The organism is Sphingobium jiangsuense (assembly GCF_014196495.1).
In the GTDB taxonomy this organism is placed as follows: Bacteria; Pseudomonadota; Alphaproteobacteria; order Sphingomonadales; family Sphingomonadaceae; genus Sphingobium; species Sphingobium jiangsuense.
In genome coordinates, this window is record NZ_JACIDT010000023.1 from 12,346 (window position 1) to 27,537 (window position 15,192).

Annotated in this window: 13 protein-coding genes; 11 read left to right on the forward strand and 2 right to left on the reverse strand. The window is 66.4% G+C overall.

Annotated features, from left to right (window positions below; genetic code table 11):
• The first annotated feature begins 14 nt into the window (after positions 1-14).
• From GGR43_RS20425 to GGR43_RS20440, 4 genes are read left to right on the forward strand one after another with little or no spacing between them, the layout of a single operon-like run.
• Positions 15-1,412 (forward strand): amidase, encoded by a 1,398-nt coding sequence (locus GGR43_RS20425; protein ID WP_188073661.1) that lies wholly within the window; start codon positions 15-17, stop codon positions 1,410-1,412.
• 14 nt (positions 1,413-1,426) lie between these two features.
• Positions 1,427-2,398, forward strand: a complete 972-nt coding sequence (locus GGR43_RS20430; protein ID WP_188073662.1) for a 3-carboxyethylcatechol 2,3-dioxygenase — start codon at positions 1,427-1,429, stop codon at positions 2,396-2,398.
• A 1-nt stretch (position 2,399) separates the two neighbouring features.
• Positions 2,400-3,293 (forward strand): alpha/beta fold hydrolase, encoded by an 894-nt coding sequence (locus GGR43_RS20435; RefSeq protein WP_188073663.1) that lies wholly within the window; start codon positions 2,400-2,402, stop codon positions 3,291-3,293.
• A 21-nt stretch (positions 3,294-3,314) separates the two neighbouring features.
• A complete protein-coding gene (locus GGR43_RS20440) occupies positions 3,315-4,061 on the forward strand; it encodes an SDR family NAD(P)-dependent oxidoreductase (RefSeq protein ID WP_188073664.1) in 747 nt (248 codons plus the stop codon).
• 249 nt (positions 4,062-4,310) lie between these two features.
• Here the strand turns inward: GGR43_RS20440 and GGR43_RS20445 are convergent, their stop codons facing one another.
• Complete coding sequence (locus GGR43_RS20445; protein ID WP_188073665.1) at positions 4,311-5,354, reverse strand: aromatic ring-hydroxylating oxygenase subunit alpha; 1,044 nt, start codon at positions 5,352-5,354, stop codon at positions 4,311-4,313.
• A 154-nt stretch (positions 5,355-5,508) separates the two neighbouring features.
• Here GGR43_RS20445 and GGR43_RS20450 point away from each other — a divergent pair, with 154 nt between their 5' ends.
• From GGR43_RS20450 to GGR43_RS20465, 4 genes are read left to right on the forward strand one after another with little or no spacing between them, the layout of a single operon-like run.
• Complete coding sequence (locus tag GGR43_RS20450; RefSeq protein ID WP_188073666.1) at positions 5,509-7,185, forward strand: class I adenylate-forming enzyme family protein; 1,677 nt, start codon at positions 5,509-5,511, stop codon at positions 7,183-7,185.
• Positions 7,179-8,120, forward strand: a complete 942-nt coding sequence (locus GGR43_RS20455; protein WP_188073667.1) for a DUF1295 domain-containing protein — start codon at positions 7,179-7,181, stop codon at positions 8,118-8,120. Before GGR43_RS20450 ends, GGR43_RS20455 begins: the two co-directional genes overlap by 7 nt.
• Positions 8,117-9,019 (forward strand): SDR family NAD(P)-dependent oxidoreductase, encoded by a 903-nt coding sequence (locus GGR43_RS20460; RefSeq protein ID WP_188073668.1) that lies wholly within the window; start codon positions 8,117-8,119, stop codon positions 9,017-9,019. The genes GGR43_RS20455 and GGR43_RS20460 overlap by 4 nt, the downstream gene beginning before the upstream one ends.
• A 12-nt stretch (positions 9,020-9,031) precedes the next feature.
• Positions 9,032-10,006: an NAD(P)H-dependent flavin oxidoreductase gene (locus GGR43_RS20465; protein WP_246343948.1), complete on the forward strand. Its 975-nt coding sequence runs from the start codon at positions 9,032-9,034 to the stop codon at positions 10,004-10,006.
• 78 nt (positions 10,007-10,084) lie between these two features.
• Here GGR43_RS20465 and GGR43_RS20470 read toward each other — a convergent pair whose 3' ends face one another.
• The gene (locus tag GGR43_RS20470; protein ID WP_246343953.1) at positions 10,085-11,461 is read right to left on the reverse strand and encodes a spinster family MFS transporter; all 1,377 of its coding nucleotides are present in this window, start codon (positions 11,459-11,461) and stop codon (positions 10,085-10,087) included.
• Positions 11,462-11,651: 190 nt separating this feature from the next.
• On the opposite strand from GGR43_RS20470, the gene GGR43_RS20475 reads away from it, so the two are divergent.
• Genes GGR43_RS20475 through GGR43_RS20485 form a run of 3 tightly spaced genes read left to right on the forward strand, consistent with a single transcriptional unit; the run spans position 11,652 to position 15,150 of the window.
• The gene (locus GGR43_RS20475) at positions 11,652-13,133 is read left to right on the forward strand and encodes a carotenoid oxygenase family protein (RefSeq protein WP_188073670.1); all 1,482 of its coding nucleotides are present in this window, start codon (positions 11,652-11,654) and stop codon (positions 13,131-13,133) included.
• Positions 13,130-14,350 carry an acetyl-CoA C-acyltransferase gene (locus GGR43_RS20480; RefSeq protein WP_188073671.1) on the forward strand — a complete coding sequence of 407 codons (1,221 nt, stop codon included), beginning with the start codon at positions 13,130-13,132 and terminating at the stop codon, positions 14,348-14,350. The genes GGR43_RS20475 and GGR43_RS20480 overlap by 4 nt, the downstream gene beginning before the upstream one ends.
• Positions 14,347-15,150: an alpha/beta fold hydrolase gene (locus tag GGR43_RS20485; RefSeq protein ID WP_188073672.1), complete on the forward strand. Its 804-nt coding sequence runs from the start codon at positions 14,347-14,349 to the stop codon at positions 15,148-15,150. Before GGR43_RS20480 ends, GGR43_RS20485 begins: the two co-directional genes overlap by 4 nt.
• The last annotated feature ends 42 nt before the right edge of the window (positions 15,151-15,192 follow it).

Below are 15,192 nucleotides of genomic sequence, written 5' to 3' on the forward strand. Positions count from 1 at the left end.
GAAAGCTGTTTGAGATGAACGAAACCCCCCTTCATTATCATGATCTTGTCGACATGGCCGCGCTGCTGCGGCGAGGCGTGCTGTCGGCCGGCGAACTGATGGAGCATATGCTGGAGCGGATCGAGAGGCTCGATCCGGCATTGCACAGCTTCGCATTCCTCGATCCCGATGCCGCGCGGCGGCAGGCCAGGAACGCGGATAGCCTGCTGGCGTCAAATGCTGGTGGACCGCTGGCCGGTGTTCCGATCGCGGTGAAGGATATCTTCTGGACCGCCGACATGCCCACGGCCGCCGGTATGCCGCTTCACAGGGATTTTCGTCCCGATGAGGATGCGACCGTCGTTCGTCGGTTGAGGGAGGCGGGCGCTCTGATATTCGGCAAGCTCCAGATGACCGAGGGCGCCTTTGCGCTGCATCATCCTTCGATCGATCCGCCGGTCAATCCCTGGGGCGAGGGGTTGTGGACAGGGGCGTCCTCCAGCGGGTCGGGCGTGGCGGTCGCCGCGGGCCTCAGCTTCGCCTCGCTGGGATCGGATACCGGCGGTTCCATCCGGTTTCCATGCGCAGCCAATGGACTGACGGGCCTGAAGCCGAGCTGGGGGCGCGTTAGCCGCCATGGCGCCTTCGAGCTGGCCGCCAGTCTGGACCATGCAGGCCCCATGGCGCGGAGCGCACGCGACGTCGCCTTGCTCTACGGCATCATCGCCGGTCGCGACCCTGCCGATCCGACCAGTTGGGCCGGTCGGTCCGATCCTGTGGAGATCGACGCGGCCATCGATCCCGCGGCGCTGCGTATCGGTTATGTCCCGGCGGTTCATGAAAGAGAGTGCGACGCCGAACTGGGGGCGACGCTGGACGAGGTGGTCGGAGTCTTCCGGTCCATGGGCGCGATGCCCCGAGCGGTCGAGCCGCCCGCGCTTGTCGAGGGCGCCGCGCAATGGGAATTGCTGGCCGGGGTTGAGGCCGCCGTCGCCCATGCCGCGACCTATCCGCAACAGAGCGATCGGTACGGCATTGCGCTCAGCCGTCTGATCGGCCTTGGCCGGGACGCCAGCGCCATGGACTATCAGCGCGCCAACCTGATCCGCATGGCGCTGCGCGATGCGCTCGACGCCTTGCTGGCCGATATCGACGTGCTGATCCTGCCGGTCATGCCCTTTGCCGCGCCGACGCTGGAGAGGCTGGGTTCGCTCGCTGAAGATCCGGATGCCAATACGCGCCTGATCGCGTTCACCGCGCCGTTCAATCTGGGCGGGCAGCCTGCGATCTGCCTGCCTTGCCGCCCCGCATCCAATGGCGCGCCGCTTGGATTCCAGCTGATTGCCGCGAGGGGGCGGGAGGATATCCTGTTGCGCGCCGCCATGGCCTTTCAACGCGAGACGGGGTGGCATCGGCGCCACCCCGTGGACTGACGGGAGACGCGACCATGCCTTCGGCCCTGCTGTGCGCCTCCCACACCCCGCTGATGCGGGAAGGGAACATCGCCCCTGATACGGAACTCAAGGTCGCGGCCATATTCGACGATCTGGCGGAGCGGGTGCGCGCCTATGCGCCCGACCTGATCGTCCAGTTCGCGCCGGATCATTTCAACGGTTTCTTCTACGATCTGATGCCCTCCTTCTGCGTGGGCGCCGCCGCGACGTCCATCGGCGATTGGGGCACGCAGCCCGGCCCGCTGCCGGTGCCCGAAGATATCGCCCTTGATCTGGCGGCGGCGGTGCAGGCGGATGATATCGATCTCGCGCTGTCCTATGCGATGAAGGTCGATCATGGCACGACCCAGATCTGGGAGGAGATGTTCGGGACAGCCCGCCAATTCCCGGTCGTTCCTATTTTCGTCAACGCGATCGCCCCGCCGGTGCCGAGCTATCGTCGGGCGCGGATGCTGGGGGAGGCTGTCGGGCGCTATTTCGCGCAATCGGGGCGCCGCGTCCTGTTCGCGGCATCGGGCGGCCTTTCCCACGATCCCCCCATTCCTGAAATGGCGACCGCCGAAGGCGAAGCGCGGGCGCGCCTGATCGACAACCGTAATCCGACCGAAGAAGCGCGCGCCGCGCGTCAGGAACGCGTTCGAACGGCGGGCCGCGATGCGGCGGCGGGGGCGGGAACGCGTTTGCCGCTCAATCCCGAATGGGACCGGCAGGTGCTCGCCTGTCTGGCGGCAGGAGATCTTCTCGCCTGCGATCGCTTCGACACCGCCGAAGTCGCGAGAACCGCCGGGCTCGCCGCCAATGAAACGCTGTGCTGGATCGCCGCCTCCGCCGCGCATGCGGTTTATGGCGCGAGCGACACGCAGGTTCTTTTTTATGAAGCGATACCGGGCTGGATCGCCGGCATGGCCATGTTGTTCGGGACCACGCGCAACGGCGCCTGCCCCCAAAATCAGGAGAAACAATGAGATGAATGGCGATAGACCCTTTGGCAGCGTCTGGAGCGATCTGACCGGGGTGAGCTTCACCCAGGGTTTTCTCGACGCCGGTGGCGTAAGGACACGCTATCTGTCTTCGGGCGACCCCGACAAGCCGTTGCTGCTGCTGCATGGCGTCGGAGGGCATGCCGAGGCCTATTCGCGCAATCTTGGGCCGCATGGCGCGCATTTCTGGGTGGTGGCGATCGACATGCTGGGGCATGGCTGGACCGACAAGCCCGAGATCGACTATCAGGTGGGCGATTATGCGCGCCATGTCCTGAACGTGATGAAGGCGCTTGGGCGCGAGCGGGCGTCCTTCAGCGGAGAATCGCTGGGAGGCTGGGTCGCGACCCATATCGCGGTCCATCATCCCGATGTGGTCGACAGGCTCGTCCTCAATACCGCAGGCGGCTGGACCGCCCATCCGGAGGTGATGCAGCGCCTGAAGCAGCTTTCCAACGAAGCCGCAAGCGATCCCAGCCCGGAACGGATCAGGACCCGGCTGGAGTTTCTGATGTACGACAAGACGCTGGTCAGCGACGACCTGATCGAAACCCGACGGGCCATCTATGCGCAGCCCGGCTTCGCGGACACCATGCGCAGGATCATGTGCCTTCAGGAAATGGAGATTCGCCGCCCCAACATGATTACCGAGGCCCAATATCGATCCATAGCGGCGCCGTCGCTGGTGGTGTGGACCTCGCATGATCCCACGGCGACGCCGGAGGAGGGCCGTCAGATCGCGGAGATGATTCCCGATTGCCGCTATGTCGTCATGAACCGGTGCGGGCACTGGCCGCAATATGAGGACGCGGACCGGTTCAATGCGCTGCATATCGCCTTTCTGCGCGGGGAAGCGCTTCCCGCCGATGCTTTGGGCTGAAAGGCGGGAGGAGGGCTCATCATGGACCTGGCAGGCAAATATGGCCTTGTGACAGGCGCGGGCAGCGGCATGGGCCGGGCGGCCGCGCTGGCAATGGCGCGCGAGGGCGCCACGCTGCTGCTGATCGGGCGGCGCATCGAGCCGTTGGAAACCGTGGCGCGGGAGATCGAGGCCGCAGGGGGAGAGGCATTCGCATGGTCCGCCGACGTCACGATCCGCGAAGAAATTCAGGGCGCGGTGGCCGAAGCCGTGACGCGTTTCGGCCGCCTCGATCTCGCCTTCAACAATGCGGGCGGCCATGCGGATTTCAAGCCGATCGACCGGACATCGGAGCAGGAAAGCGAATGGGTCATCGACCTGAATTTCAAGGCCGCCTATTGGGGGGTGAAATATCAGGTCGAAGCCATGCGCGCCAATGGGGGCGGGGCTATCGTCAATAACGCCTCGATCTTCGGCCTGAAGGCGATGCCCGGCATCGCGCATTATGTCGCCAGCAAATTCGCGGTGGTCGGCCTGACCCGCGCCGTGGCGCTGGAAAGCGCGGATGCCGGGATCCGCGTCAACGCTATATGCCCCGGTGGCACGGAAACGCCCAATTTCCTCAGGGTAACCGGCGGCGATGCGCATGCGATGGATGACGTCGTTCCGATGAAGCGCATCGGTCAGCCGCAGGAGATCGCGGAGGCGGTGGTCTGGCTGATGTCCTCCCGCGCTGCCTATGTGACCGGAGCCACCCTTTCGGTAGATGGTGGAATGTCGGCCGGCTAACCGGTAACCGCGTCGGGAGCAGCCATATTCCCTTCCGGCGAAGGGAGATGGTGATGCTGCGGTTCAGGCAGATGAAATCGCCGCAGAAATTCGCCTCGGTCCATATCAATATCTACAGCCCCACGAGGATAGACGCCCAGCCGCTGGCATAGCGAGCAGCGATGCGGCCAGTGCCGAATGTGCCGCAAACCCGCTCGCTCTCGTCGCGCAGCAGGGTTCTGGATACGGTGTTTCGGCGCATATGATCGCCTATGATTCCACCGGGCCTGCGAAAGTTGAGTCCGCCTTCACACCCGTCGCCCGCTGCATCATCAGGCGCGCATAGGTTGCGCCCGCATCGATGTTGAGCGCACGCAATCTGGCGGCGGGGTGGGCGTTGATATAGGCCTGCTGCGCTTCCAGCACCTCGATATCCTGCTGCACCACCCGGCGCATCGCGGCGTTGAACCGCGCCTGCATGGCGGCATCGGCGTCGAGCGCGAAGTCGCGCGCCTGGATCAGGAAATAATAGCAGCTCTGTTCCGTCGACGGCGTGATGAGGTTGATGACCTGGCCGGTGACGCCCTGCGCGCGGTCGCCCCCGAAGCCGCCGCTGCCCACGGGCGCGACTCCGGAATCGATCAGCACCGTCGAGGGCAGGGTGAAGCGGCACACCTGCCAGCGGTCGACCCGGCCCGGCTTGCCCAGCATCTGCGCCCAATAGGGCGGCGGATCGATATCGGGCATGAAGCGCTCCAGAATGGCGGCGTCGGCCTCGCGCCGCGCGGCGACCGGCGCTTCCATCAATTCGGTCTGGCCGATGGTTTCGGGATGGACATAGGCCTCATGCGTCAGGTCCATCAGATTGTCGATGACGAAGCGGTGGTCGCACGCGATCGAGAAGGATTCGCGCGTCTGCGCCCAGCCGGGGCTTTCGAGCCAGGGCAGGTCGGGCAGCTTTGCCGGATCCGCCGCCGCATCGCCGATCCATACCCAGATCATGCCGTACCGCTCGGCGGTCTCGTAAATGCGCTCGACAGTGAGCGCGAGACTCGCGCCCTTGCCTGGCGCCTGCAGGCAGCGGCCGGTGGGACTGAACACCATGCCGTGATATTTGCATCGGATATTGTCGCCCTCGACCATGCCGATGGAAAGCGGGACGAGGCGGTGGGGGCAGCCGTCATGCATCGCGACGGCGCCGCCGTCGGACTTGCGGTAAAGAAGGATCGCCTCGCCGCAGATGGTTCGCGCCAGAGGCGCAGGGCCGAGCTGCTCGGCGAAGGCGGCGACATACCAGTGGTTGCGGATGAACATCTCTTCCCCTCCCGAAATTCTGATATTGAACTGACTTATAGAAAAATCAGGCTTGAGTTTGTCCATATCCGTCGTCTATGTCAATGTTTACGAGGTTTGATGCCATTTATAAAATAGATACTGGTAAGGAAGCTTTACGGGAGGATAGTGGCATATGCGGCCACCGCAAACGCAGATAGAACGCTATTGCCGGGCAGGTCTCTGGGGAACGGAGACGATCGATTCGCGCTTCCGCGCCAATGTCGCGCAGGTGCCGGATCGGTTGGCGCTGGTCGACGCCCCCAATCGCGAGAGCTTCACCGACGGCGCTCCCCGCCGGTTGAGCTATGCGGAGCTCGATCGCGCGGTGGACCGGGTCGCCGCGTTGATCCGCGCGCGCGGCGTGGCGCCGGGGGATATCGTCGTCTACCAGCTGCCCAATATCGTCGAATCGGTGATCGTGCTGCTCGCCTGCGCCCGTGCGGGTGCGGTCGCCAGCCCGCTGCTCGTCCAGTTCGACACCAATGAGATCGGCTTCGTCATCGACAAGCTGAAGCCGCGCCTGTTCATCGGCGGGCGGTTCAAGAAACGGGATCTGGCGGACAATGTCGCCGCGCTCTGCGACGCCGCGGGCTGTGCGCTGGTACGCGTGGAGGATCTGCTCATCGGGGAGGACGAGCCGCGCACCGTAGCGCCGTCCGGCCGCGACGCCGACGACGTCGCCACCATCTGCTGGACATCGGGCACCGAGGGGCGGCCCAAGGGCGTGATGCGCACGCCGAACAACTGGTTCGTGACCGGCCGGAACATGATCCACGGCGCCGCGCTGCGCGACGGCGAGGTGATCCTCAACATCCGTCCGCTGGTCAATATGGCGGCGATCGGCGGCAGCTTCATGTCGTGGCTGGGCACCGCCTCGACGCTGGTGCTGCACCATCCGCTCGATATCGGGCTGGTCGTCCGCCAGATCCGTGAGGAGCGCGTCACCGTCACCTTCATGCCGCCCGCCTTCTTCGTGTCGCTGCTGAAGGACGAGGAGATGCGCGCCGAGGCCGATCTGTCGAGCCTGCGGCTGATGGGCACCGGCTCGGCGGCGATCCCGGCTTGGGCGATCGACGGCATAGAGCGGGAATTCGGCATAGAGATCATCAACTTCTTCGGGTCGAACGAGGGCACCAGTCTGCTGAGCACGCCGCGCGAGGTTCCCGACCCGGCGATGCGCGCGACGCTGTTCCCCCGCTTCGGCCGGGCGGAGTTCGACTGGCCGACCTTCGCGCCCGCGCACGACTTCACCACCCATCTGGTCGACCCCGACAGCGGCGAGGAGATTGTCGAGCCGAAGCGGGCGGGCGAGCTGCGGATCGCCGGACCCGGCATTTTCGTCGGCTATTTCGGCGAGCCGGAGATGACCGGCGCGGCATTCGACGAGCAGGGGCGCTATCGCACCGGCGACCTGTTCGAAATCGCCGGGGAAGGCGAGCTGTCGCGCTTCTACCGCTTCGTCGGGCGGTGCAAGGACATCATCATCCGCGGCGGCCTCAAGATCGCGCCCGCGGAGCTGGACGATCTGATCGCGGGCTTCGATGATGCGGTCGAGGCGGCCTTTTTCGGCTGCGACGACGACCGGCTGGGCGAGATCGTCGGCGTCGCGGTGGTGCCCAAGCCGGGCCGCACCGTCACGCTCGACGATGTGATCGCTTATCTGAAAAGCCGCCATGTGGCGGTGTACAAGCTGCCGCAGGCCTTCCTGCTGCTCGATGCGCTGCCGCGCAACGCGCTGATGAAGGTGCAGCGCGACCGCCTGCGCGAGCTTGCCCGCGCCGGGCAGACCGGGGAGGAAAAGAGATGCTGATCGTCGCACTGCTGGTCTGGCTGGCGCTTGCGCTGGCATGGCGGCTGGCGATGCCCGCCGACGCGCGCGGGCGGCGCTGGAACATCGTCCATATGCTGCTGCCGGGCGTGGCGATTGCCGCATGGGTGCTGGCGCCTGCCGACCTGGAAAGGCCGCTCGCCGCGTTCATCCGGGGCGGCGGGGCGATGATCCTGCTGGGCGCCATCGGCTGGGCGATCGGCGAGGGGCGGCGCAACCACAGCATCATGGATATCGTCTATCCGGTGATCAGTTTCGGCACGGCGCTGGCCATGGTGGCGGGTTCGGCGCCGGAGCCGACCCTTCGCCTGCTTGTGCTGATGGGGCTGATGCTGGTCTGGATGCTGCGCCTCGCGCGTCATGCGACGGGCACCAATCTGCATGTCGAGCAGGATCCCTATGCCAGCCTGCGCCGCCGGTTCGGATCGCGCTGGCCGTTGTGGAGCTTCTTTTCGGTCTATATGCTGCAAGGCACGATCCTGTGGGTCTGGTGCCTGCCCTTCGCCTTCGCGGGGCAGGCCGGGGCGGCGGGGCTGCGGCCGCTCGACTGGATCGGCATCTTCGTGTGGGCCGTGGGCTTCGCCTTTCAGGCGATCGGCGATCATCAGATGAACAGGTTCAAGGCCGATCCCGCCAATCGCGGCGGCATCATGGACCGGGGCCTGTGGGCCTATACGCGCCACCCCAATTATTTCGGCGAAGCGCTGATGTGGTGGGGCTATTTCTGCTTCGCGCTGGCTCATCCCTGGGGCTGGCTCGCCGCGATCGGCCCCGCCTATGTCACCTGGTTCATGGGCTGGGGGTCGGCGACGCCCGGCAATGAGCGGCATATGCGCAAGACGCGCGGGCAGGCGTTCGAGGATTATGCGCGCCGCGTGCCGATGTTCGTCCCGCGCCCGTGGAAGCGCCACTCATGAGCGGGGTCCATCTTGCAGGCCGCGTGGCGGTCGTCACCGGGGCGGGCAAGGGGCTGGGCCGCGCCTATGCGCTCGAACTCGCGCGCGGGGGCGCGGCGGTGGTCGTCAACAACCGCCGCCATCCCGGCGAGAGCGACGCGGAGACATCGGCCGCGCGCGTCGTGGCGGAGATCGTGGCGGCGGGCGGGCGGGCCGTCGCCGACCATTCGCCGGTCGAGGCGGCCGACAGCGGCGAGCGCATGGTCGCGGCCGCGCTCGATCATTTCGGGCGGCTCGACATCGTCGTCGCCAATGCCGCCGCGCCGCAGGCCGCCAGCTTACACAAGCTGTCCCCAGCCGACTTCCGGACGATATTCGACGTCGGCTTCTATGGGACGCTGCATCTGGTGCAGGCGGCCTGGCCGCTGCTGCGCGATCAGGGCTATGGCCGCGTCGTGATGACCAGTTCGAGCGCGGGCCGCTATGGCCAGCATGGCCTCAGCGCCTATGGCGCGGCGAAGGGCGCGGTCGACAGCCTCGTGCGCACGCTGGCGAGCGAGGGCGCGGGGCGGGACATAAAGGTCAATGCGGTATCGCCCTATGCGGCGTCGCAGATGACCGCCGCGCATATGCGCGACGACGTGGCGCGGCGATTCACGCCGGAGCGCGTCGCGCCGCTGGTCGCCTGGCTGGCGAGCGAGGGCTGCTCGGTCAGCGGCCGGGTGATCGTCGCGGGCGGCGGGCGTTTCCGCCTTACCGAGACGGTCGAGACGGACAGCCTGCCGGCGGACGGCGATTTCGCCGATCTGCTGGCGCGGCTGGAGCGGCAGCCACGGCGTACCCATCCCCATTCCAACCATGCGTTCGACACGCTGCTGGTCGAATGCGGCCTTGCGCCCCGTGCGCCCCTATCAGAATGAGAGAAGCGATCCTTGACTGACATCGATAGAGAATCATCCCTCCGCCGCCGTGGACTGCTGCAAGATCGCTTGCGCCTGCCGGTGATTGCCGCGCCGATGTTCCTCGTTTCCGGGCCCGAACTGGTCATCGGGGCAAGCCGCTCCGGCATCGTCGGCACCTTTCCCGCCGCCAATTGCCGCACCAGCGAGGATCTGGAGCGCTGGCTGGCCGAGATCACCGCAGCGATCGGCAATAATGACGGCGCGGTGGACGGCGCCGCGCCCTGGGGGATCAATCTGGTCGCCCATCGCCTGAACAAGCGGCTGGGCGCCGATCTGGAACTGGCGGTGCGCTATAGGGCGCCGCTCGTCATCACCTCGCTCGGCGGCCCGCGCGACGTGGTGGACGCCGTGCACGGCTATGGCGGGCTGGTCTTCGCCGACGTGGTATCGGTCGCGCATGCGCGCAAGGCCGCCGCGCTCGGCGTCGACGGGCTGGTGCTCGTCTCGGCGGGCGCGGGGGGGCATACCGGCTTCCTGTCGCCTTTCGCCTTCGTGCCCGCCGTGCGGTCCTTCTGGGACGGCGAACTGGTCGTGGGCGGCGGCATCCATACCGGCGCGGCGGTGCGCGCCGCGCTCGCGCTGGGCGCCGACTATGCTTATGTCGGCACCCATTTCATCGCCTCGGAAGAAAGCATGGCCAAGCCCGGCTACAAGGAGATGCTGGTCGCTTCCGACGAGGCGGACATCATCGTCACCGACGCCTTCACCGGCATCCGCAACAGCATGCTGCGGCCGAGCATCGTCGCGGCGGGGCTGGACCCCGACAATATCCCGGCGTCGGAGCGCGGCAAGATCGACTTCGACGATCCGCACAACGGCGCGAAGGCATGGCGCGACATCTGGTCGGCCGGGCAGGGCGTCGGCGCGATCGGGCAGGTCGAGCCGATCGCCGATCAGGTGGCCCGGATGGAAACGGAATATCGCGCGGGCGGTTCGCTCGCCTGACCGGTAAGGATTGTCCAGGGAAAAGCGCCCGGCATCGTGGGATGCCGGGCGTTTCTTTTGCGCAGGGGCGGGGTGGGATCAGCCGGAATCGGCGGCCAGCGCGGCACTCGCGCTCGATGTCTCTGTCGTGCCCGCCGTCATTTCGTCGCGCCGGGCGAACAGGACGCTGCCCCGCAAGAGTGTTATCGCGGCGGCGGGAAGGACGACCAGCCCGACCAGCCATAGCGAATTGCCGACCGCATCCGGGCGGGCGAACAGCCTGTCGGTGAGCAGCGCGACGACCAGCGGCCCCAGCCCGAGGCCGAGCAGATTGCCGATCAGGATGAAGAAGCCGCCCGCCTGTCCGCGCAGCGTCGGCGGCGTGATGAGCTGGAGCGCGGCGGCGTTGAGTCCGGCCGGAAAGCCGACCAGCGCGATCGCGACGGTGCCGCAGGCGAAGGCGGCCCAGGGATGGGACAGCATCGTCGCGCCGGTGATCGCCACCAGCTGCGCCAGACAGGCATAGGCGGTGGTCGACAGCTGGCTTTCGCGGCTGCCCCGCCGTTCGCGCGCCTCGGCCAGCACGCCGCCGAGCCAGGCGCCCAGCGGTCCCATGATCATGATTGCGACGCCGAAGGCGAGTCCGGCGACCGCGGGCGGCATCTGGTGGACGCGCATGAAGGTCACCGGCAGCCAGGCGGTGATCGCATAGCCGAAGCAGATATGAAGGCCGAAACCCAGATGATGGGTGAAATAGAGCTGGCCGTGCGCGCGATACTGGCGCACGAACGCGCCGAAGCTCGCGCGCGGTCCGGCCAGCGCCGCATCGCCCGCCATCGTGCCGCGCGCCGGCTCGCGGCAGAACAGCAGCGCGAACGCGACCACGAGGCCCGGCAGCCCGGCGATGAAGAAGGCGATCTGCCAGCTCTTGATCGTCAGGCCCGCCCAGGACAGGGTTTCGAGATGGGCGAACATCTGCACCAGCGATCCGCCCATCGCGAAGGCCAGCCCGGCGCCCAGATACATGCCCATCGTATAGATGGCGAAGGCGCGGCCCCGGCGTCCGGCGGGATAGACGTCGGCGATCAGCGAATAGGCGGCGGGCGCCAGCGCGGCCTCGCCGACGCCGACGAGCATGCGCGCGACGAAGAGTTGCGGAAAGTTGGTGGCGAGGCCGCAGAAAATCGTCGCGAGGCTCCACAGGGCGACGCAGAGCGCGAGCACCCGTGTGCGGTTCGCCGAATCGATCAACCGGCCGAAGGCCAGCCCCAGCACCGTGTAGAAGGTCGCGAAAGCGAAGCCGTAGAGCAGGCTGAAATCGGTATCGGACAGCCCGAAATCGCGCTTGATCGGGTCGATCATCATCACGAGGATCTGCCGGTCCAGAAAGGACAGCAGATAGCCCGTCATCAACAGAAAGAGCAGATAGCCCGGCCGGGTCGATCGCAATCGTCCGCCGGCGTCCGAATCCAACATGCCTGTCACTTGCCTCTCCTCGGCTATGGTTTTGCCAACTATCGTTGACGAAGCTTCATTATGCAATAGGAAGATTGAGAGGGCCAAAAATACCGGAATATGAGCGTACTTATGCTGGGTATTGACAGGTATCGACTCGGTGATCTAGAAGATATCGCTAATGAAGCTAATTTGTTCCAGGAGTATGGAAATGGTCAAGGTTACGGTCGAAAACTCCTACGCGTCCGATGTGATGGAAGAGGGTAATGATTATCTGTCCGGCATTTTCGAGCCGGTTTTCGACGAGATCACCGCGACCGATCTGGACAGCGACCGGCCGATTCCGGCGGATATCGACGGCATCTATCTGCGCAACGGACATAATCCCCTCTTCCGGCCGCAGAGCGGGCGCTATCACTGGTTCGACGGCGATTCGATGGTGCATGCGGTGGCGTTCGAAAACGGGCGCGCGACCTATCGCAACCGGCTGGTGCTGACCGCCGGGCTGCTCGCCGAGATGGAGAAGGGCAAGGGGCTGTTCCCCAGCCTGCGCGACGGCTTCGCCGCGGAGGAAGGGCTGAAGAATAATTCGGGCACCGACATCGTGTTGCACAATGGCGAGATCAAGACGATGTTCTCCCGCTGCGGCCAGCCCTACAGGCTCGATCCCTATACGCTGACGACGCTGGGTCCGGACAGCTTCGGCGGCGCGTGGACCAAGGGTGTGTCGGCCCATTCCAAGACCGACGAGCGCACCGGCGAGTTCATCTTCTTCAACTACAGCTTCAACACCGCGCCCTATATGGAATATGGCGTGGTCAGCCCCGACAATCGCCTGCTCACCGTGACCGAGATCGAGCTGCCCGGCGCGCGCCTGCCGCACGACAGCTGGATCACCGAGCAGTATACGGTCCTGCACGATCTGCCGCTGTTCTGGGATCCGCAGTTGATCGAACAGGGCAAGAAGAAGCTGTCGTTCGACCGGTCGATGCGGACGCGCTTCGGCGTGATCCCCCGCTACGGCAAGGGCGACGAGATCCGCTGGTTCGAGTTCGAGCCGACCTATATGCTGCACACGGTCAACGCCTGGGAGGAAGGCGACGAGATCGTCGCCTATGGCTTCAGCCTCGAAGTGCCGGTGCCGGAGGTGCCGGAGGGCACGCCCAGCGTGAAGGTGCAGAATTATTTCCTGTCCTTCCTCTACCAGAAGCCCCGGTTGACCGAATATCGCATGAACCTGAAGACTGGCGCGTCGTCGGAGCGGTTCGTGGACGATACGATGGCCGAGATGCCGTGCATCAACAACCGGTTCATGGGCATCAAGAGCCGCTACGCCTATAATACGCTGGTGTCGCAGACGCCGCTGTTCGTGATGAGCGGAATCCAGAAATGGGATTTCGAGAAGATGGCGGAGGTCGATCGGTACGAGCTGCCCGAAGGCCGCTATATGGGCCAGCCGGTCTTCGCGCCGAAGGGCGATGCGACCGGCGAGGACGAAGGCTATCTGATCGCTTTCGTGAGCGGCGCGGACAAGTCCGAAGTCTATATCTGGGATGCACAGGCGATAGGCGCGGGGCCGGTTTCGATCGTCTTGCTGCCGCAGCGGGTGCCGGGCGGGTCGCACGCCTATTTCGCGCGCGGGCAGGATATCCGCGCCGCGCGCGAACGCCGCCAGCACCGCGAGGCCGCATGATGGCGGAGGTTCGGCAGGCCTATCTGTTCGACGCGATCCGGGTGCCGCGCGGCAAGGGGCGCGATACCGGTGCGCTGCACGGCGTGCCGCCGGTTGCGCTGCTGTCCGGCCTGTTCCGCGAGATGGCGGCGCGTCACCCGCAGACGCCCGCGGCGGTCGACGGGGCGGTCATCGGCTGCGTCACCCAGACCGGCGATCAGGGCGGCAATATCGGGCAGGCGGCGATGCTCTCGGCCGGGTGGGACGGGTCGGGCAGCGCCACCATGGTCAACAGCTTCTGCACTTCCGGCCTCACCGCGACGGCGACGGGCGCGGCCCGCGTCCGGCTGGGCGAGGCGGATCTGATGGCGGTCGGTGGCGTCGAGAGCATGTCGCGGGTGCCGATGATGTCGGACAAGGGCCCGCTGGCGGGCGATCCGGCGATCGCGCGCGCGATCCCGTTCATCCCCAATCCGATCATCGCCGATTATGTCGCGACCGTAGAGGGCTTCACCCGTGACGACATCAGCGCCTATGCCGCCCGCTCGCACCGCAAGGCCGACGCCGCCACCCGAAACGGCCACTTCGTCCGGTCGCTGATCCCGGTGACCGATGCCGAAGGTTCCGTCCTGCTCGACCGCGACGAGGCGGTGCGGGGCGACAGCACGCCCGAGGGCATGGCGCGGCTTGAGCCGCTGTTCGACGAGGCGCGGGCGGCCTGGGGGGATGCCGAGCTGATCCGCCGCTTCGGCGGCACCGACAAGGTCGCGCACATCCACCATGCGGCGGCGGCGCCCGCGATCGTCGACGGCGCTTCGCTCGCGCTGGTCGGCAGCCGCGAGGGCGGCGAGCGCGCGGGCCTCAAGCCGCGTGCGCGCCTTCTCGCCTGTTCGAGCGCCAACAGCCCCGCCGCCATGGGGCTGGGCGGCGGCGCGGTGGCGGCGCGGGATGCGCTGGCCAGAGCGGGCATGACCGCGGACGATATCGACCTGTGGGAATTCAACGAGGGCTTTGCCGCGATCGCGATGGCGTTCGCGCGCCAACTGAAAGTGCCGGAAGACCGGCTGAACGTGAACGGCGGAGGAATTGCCATGGGACATGCGATGGGCGCCACGGGCGTCAATCTGATTGGTATCCTGCTCGATGAGCTGGAACGCCGTGACCTCAATACCGGCCTGATCGCCATATCGGGCGCGACCGGCATCGGCGGGGCGCTGATCGTGGAGCGGGCGGTATGACGCGCGCGCGCATCCTGCCCGACTATAGCGTCACCGGCGCGGGCGACGTCACGATTTTCCTGCTGCATGGCGCGTTCGGGGCCAAGGAATATTGGCGCAGCCAGATCGGCGCGCTGTCGGCGGCAGGCTATCGGGTGATCGCGTGGGACTGTCCCGGCTACGGCTTCAGCCCGCTGCCCGACAATTTCGGCGTCGAAACCTGCGCGGAGGCCTGCGCGCGGCTGATCGACCATGAAGGCGGCGACGTGAACGTCCTGCTCGGGCACAGCATGGGCGGCATGATCGCGCAGCGCGCCTTCGATTACCGGACCGACCGCGTCGCCGGGCTGGTGCTGTCGGCGACCAGCGCCGCCTTCGGCCGCCCGGACGGCGAATGGCAGAAGGCGTTCGTGCGCGACCGGGTGGCCCCGCTCGACGCCGGGCAGACGCTGGCAGACTATGCGCCGGGCATGTTGCGCGCGATGATGGCGCCCGACGCCAGCTCGCCGGAGATAAAGCTGGTCATCGACGTCGTGTCGCAGATGCGCGAGGAAACCTTTCGCGCGGCGATCGAGGCGATCACCCGGTTCGACGGACGCGATATCCTGCCCAGGATGGAAAAGGTGCCGGTGCTCTGCGTCGCGGGCGAGCATGATCTCACCGCCGCGCCGCCCAAGGTGATGGAGAAGCTGGCGGACAAGATCGGCGGGGAATTCGTCTGTATGCGGAACGTCGGCCATTTCGCCTGGGCGGAACAGCCGGACGCCTTCAACCGGGTGTTGCTCGACTTCCTCGGCCGCCACTTCGCAAGCGGTGCGTGACATTCGCCGAAACAGGATGCTAAGCCCCCTTCGGAACTGAAC

What these genes read in the sequence shown, in the direction of transcription:
- GGR43_RS20450 (WP_188073666.1), top strand. Translation starts at nt 5,509, where the DNA reads ATGCGGCCACCGCAAACGCAGATAGAACGCTATTGCCGGGCAGGTCTC.
- GGR43_RS20445 (WP_188073665.1), bottom strand. Translation starts at nt 5,354, where the DNA reads ATGTTCATCCGCAACCACTGGTATGTCGCCGCCTTCGCCGAGCAGCTC.
- GGR43_RS20485 (WP_188073672.1), top strand. Translation starts at nt 14,347, where the DNA reads ATGACGCGCGCGCGCATCCTGCCCGACTATAGCGTCACCGGCGCGGGC.
- GGR43_RS20435 (WP_188073663.1), top strand. Translation starts at nt 2,400, where the DNA reads ATGAATGGCGATAGACCCTTTGGCAGCGTCTGGAGCGATCTGACCGGG.
- GGR43_RS20470 (WP_246343953.1), bottom strand. Translation starts at nt 11,461, where the DNA reads ATGTTGGATTCGGACGCCGGCGGACGATTGCGATCGACCCGGCCGGGC.
- GGR43_RS20455 (WP_188073667.1), top strand. Translation starts at nt 7,179, where the DNA reads ATGCTGATCGTCGCACTGCTGGTCTGGCTGGCGCTTGCGCTGGCATGG.
- GGR43_RS20475 (WP_188073670.1), top strand. Translation starts at nt 11,652, where the DNA reads ATGGTCAAGGTTACGGTCGAAAACTCCTACGCGTCCGATGTGATGGAA.
- GGR43_RS20480 (WP_188073671.1), top strand. Translation starts at nt 13,130, where the DNA reads ATGATGGCGGAGGTTCGGCAGGCCTATCTGTTCGACGCGATCCGGGTG.
- GGR43_RS20440 (WP_188073664.1), top strand. Translation starts at nt 3,315, where the DNA reads ATGGACCTGGCAGGCAAATATGGCCTTGTGACAGGCGCGGGCAGCGGC.
- GGR43_RS20425 (WP_188073661.1), top strand. Translation starts at nt 15, where the DNA reads ATGAACGAAACCCCCCTTCATTATCATGATCTTGTCGACATGGCCGCG.
- GGR43_RS20460 (WP_188073668.1), top strand. Translation starts at nt 8,117, where the DNA reads ATGAGCGGGGTCCATCTTGCAGGCCGCGTGGCGGTCGTCACCGGGGCG.
- GGR43_RS20430 (WP_188073662.1), top strand. Translation starts at nt 1,427, where the DNA reads ATGCCTTCGGCCCTGCTGTGCGCCTCCCACACCCCGCTGATGCGGGAA.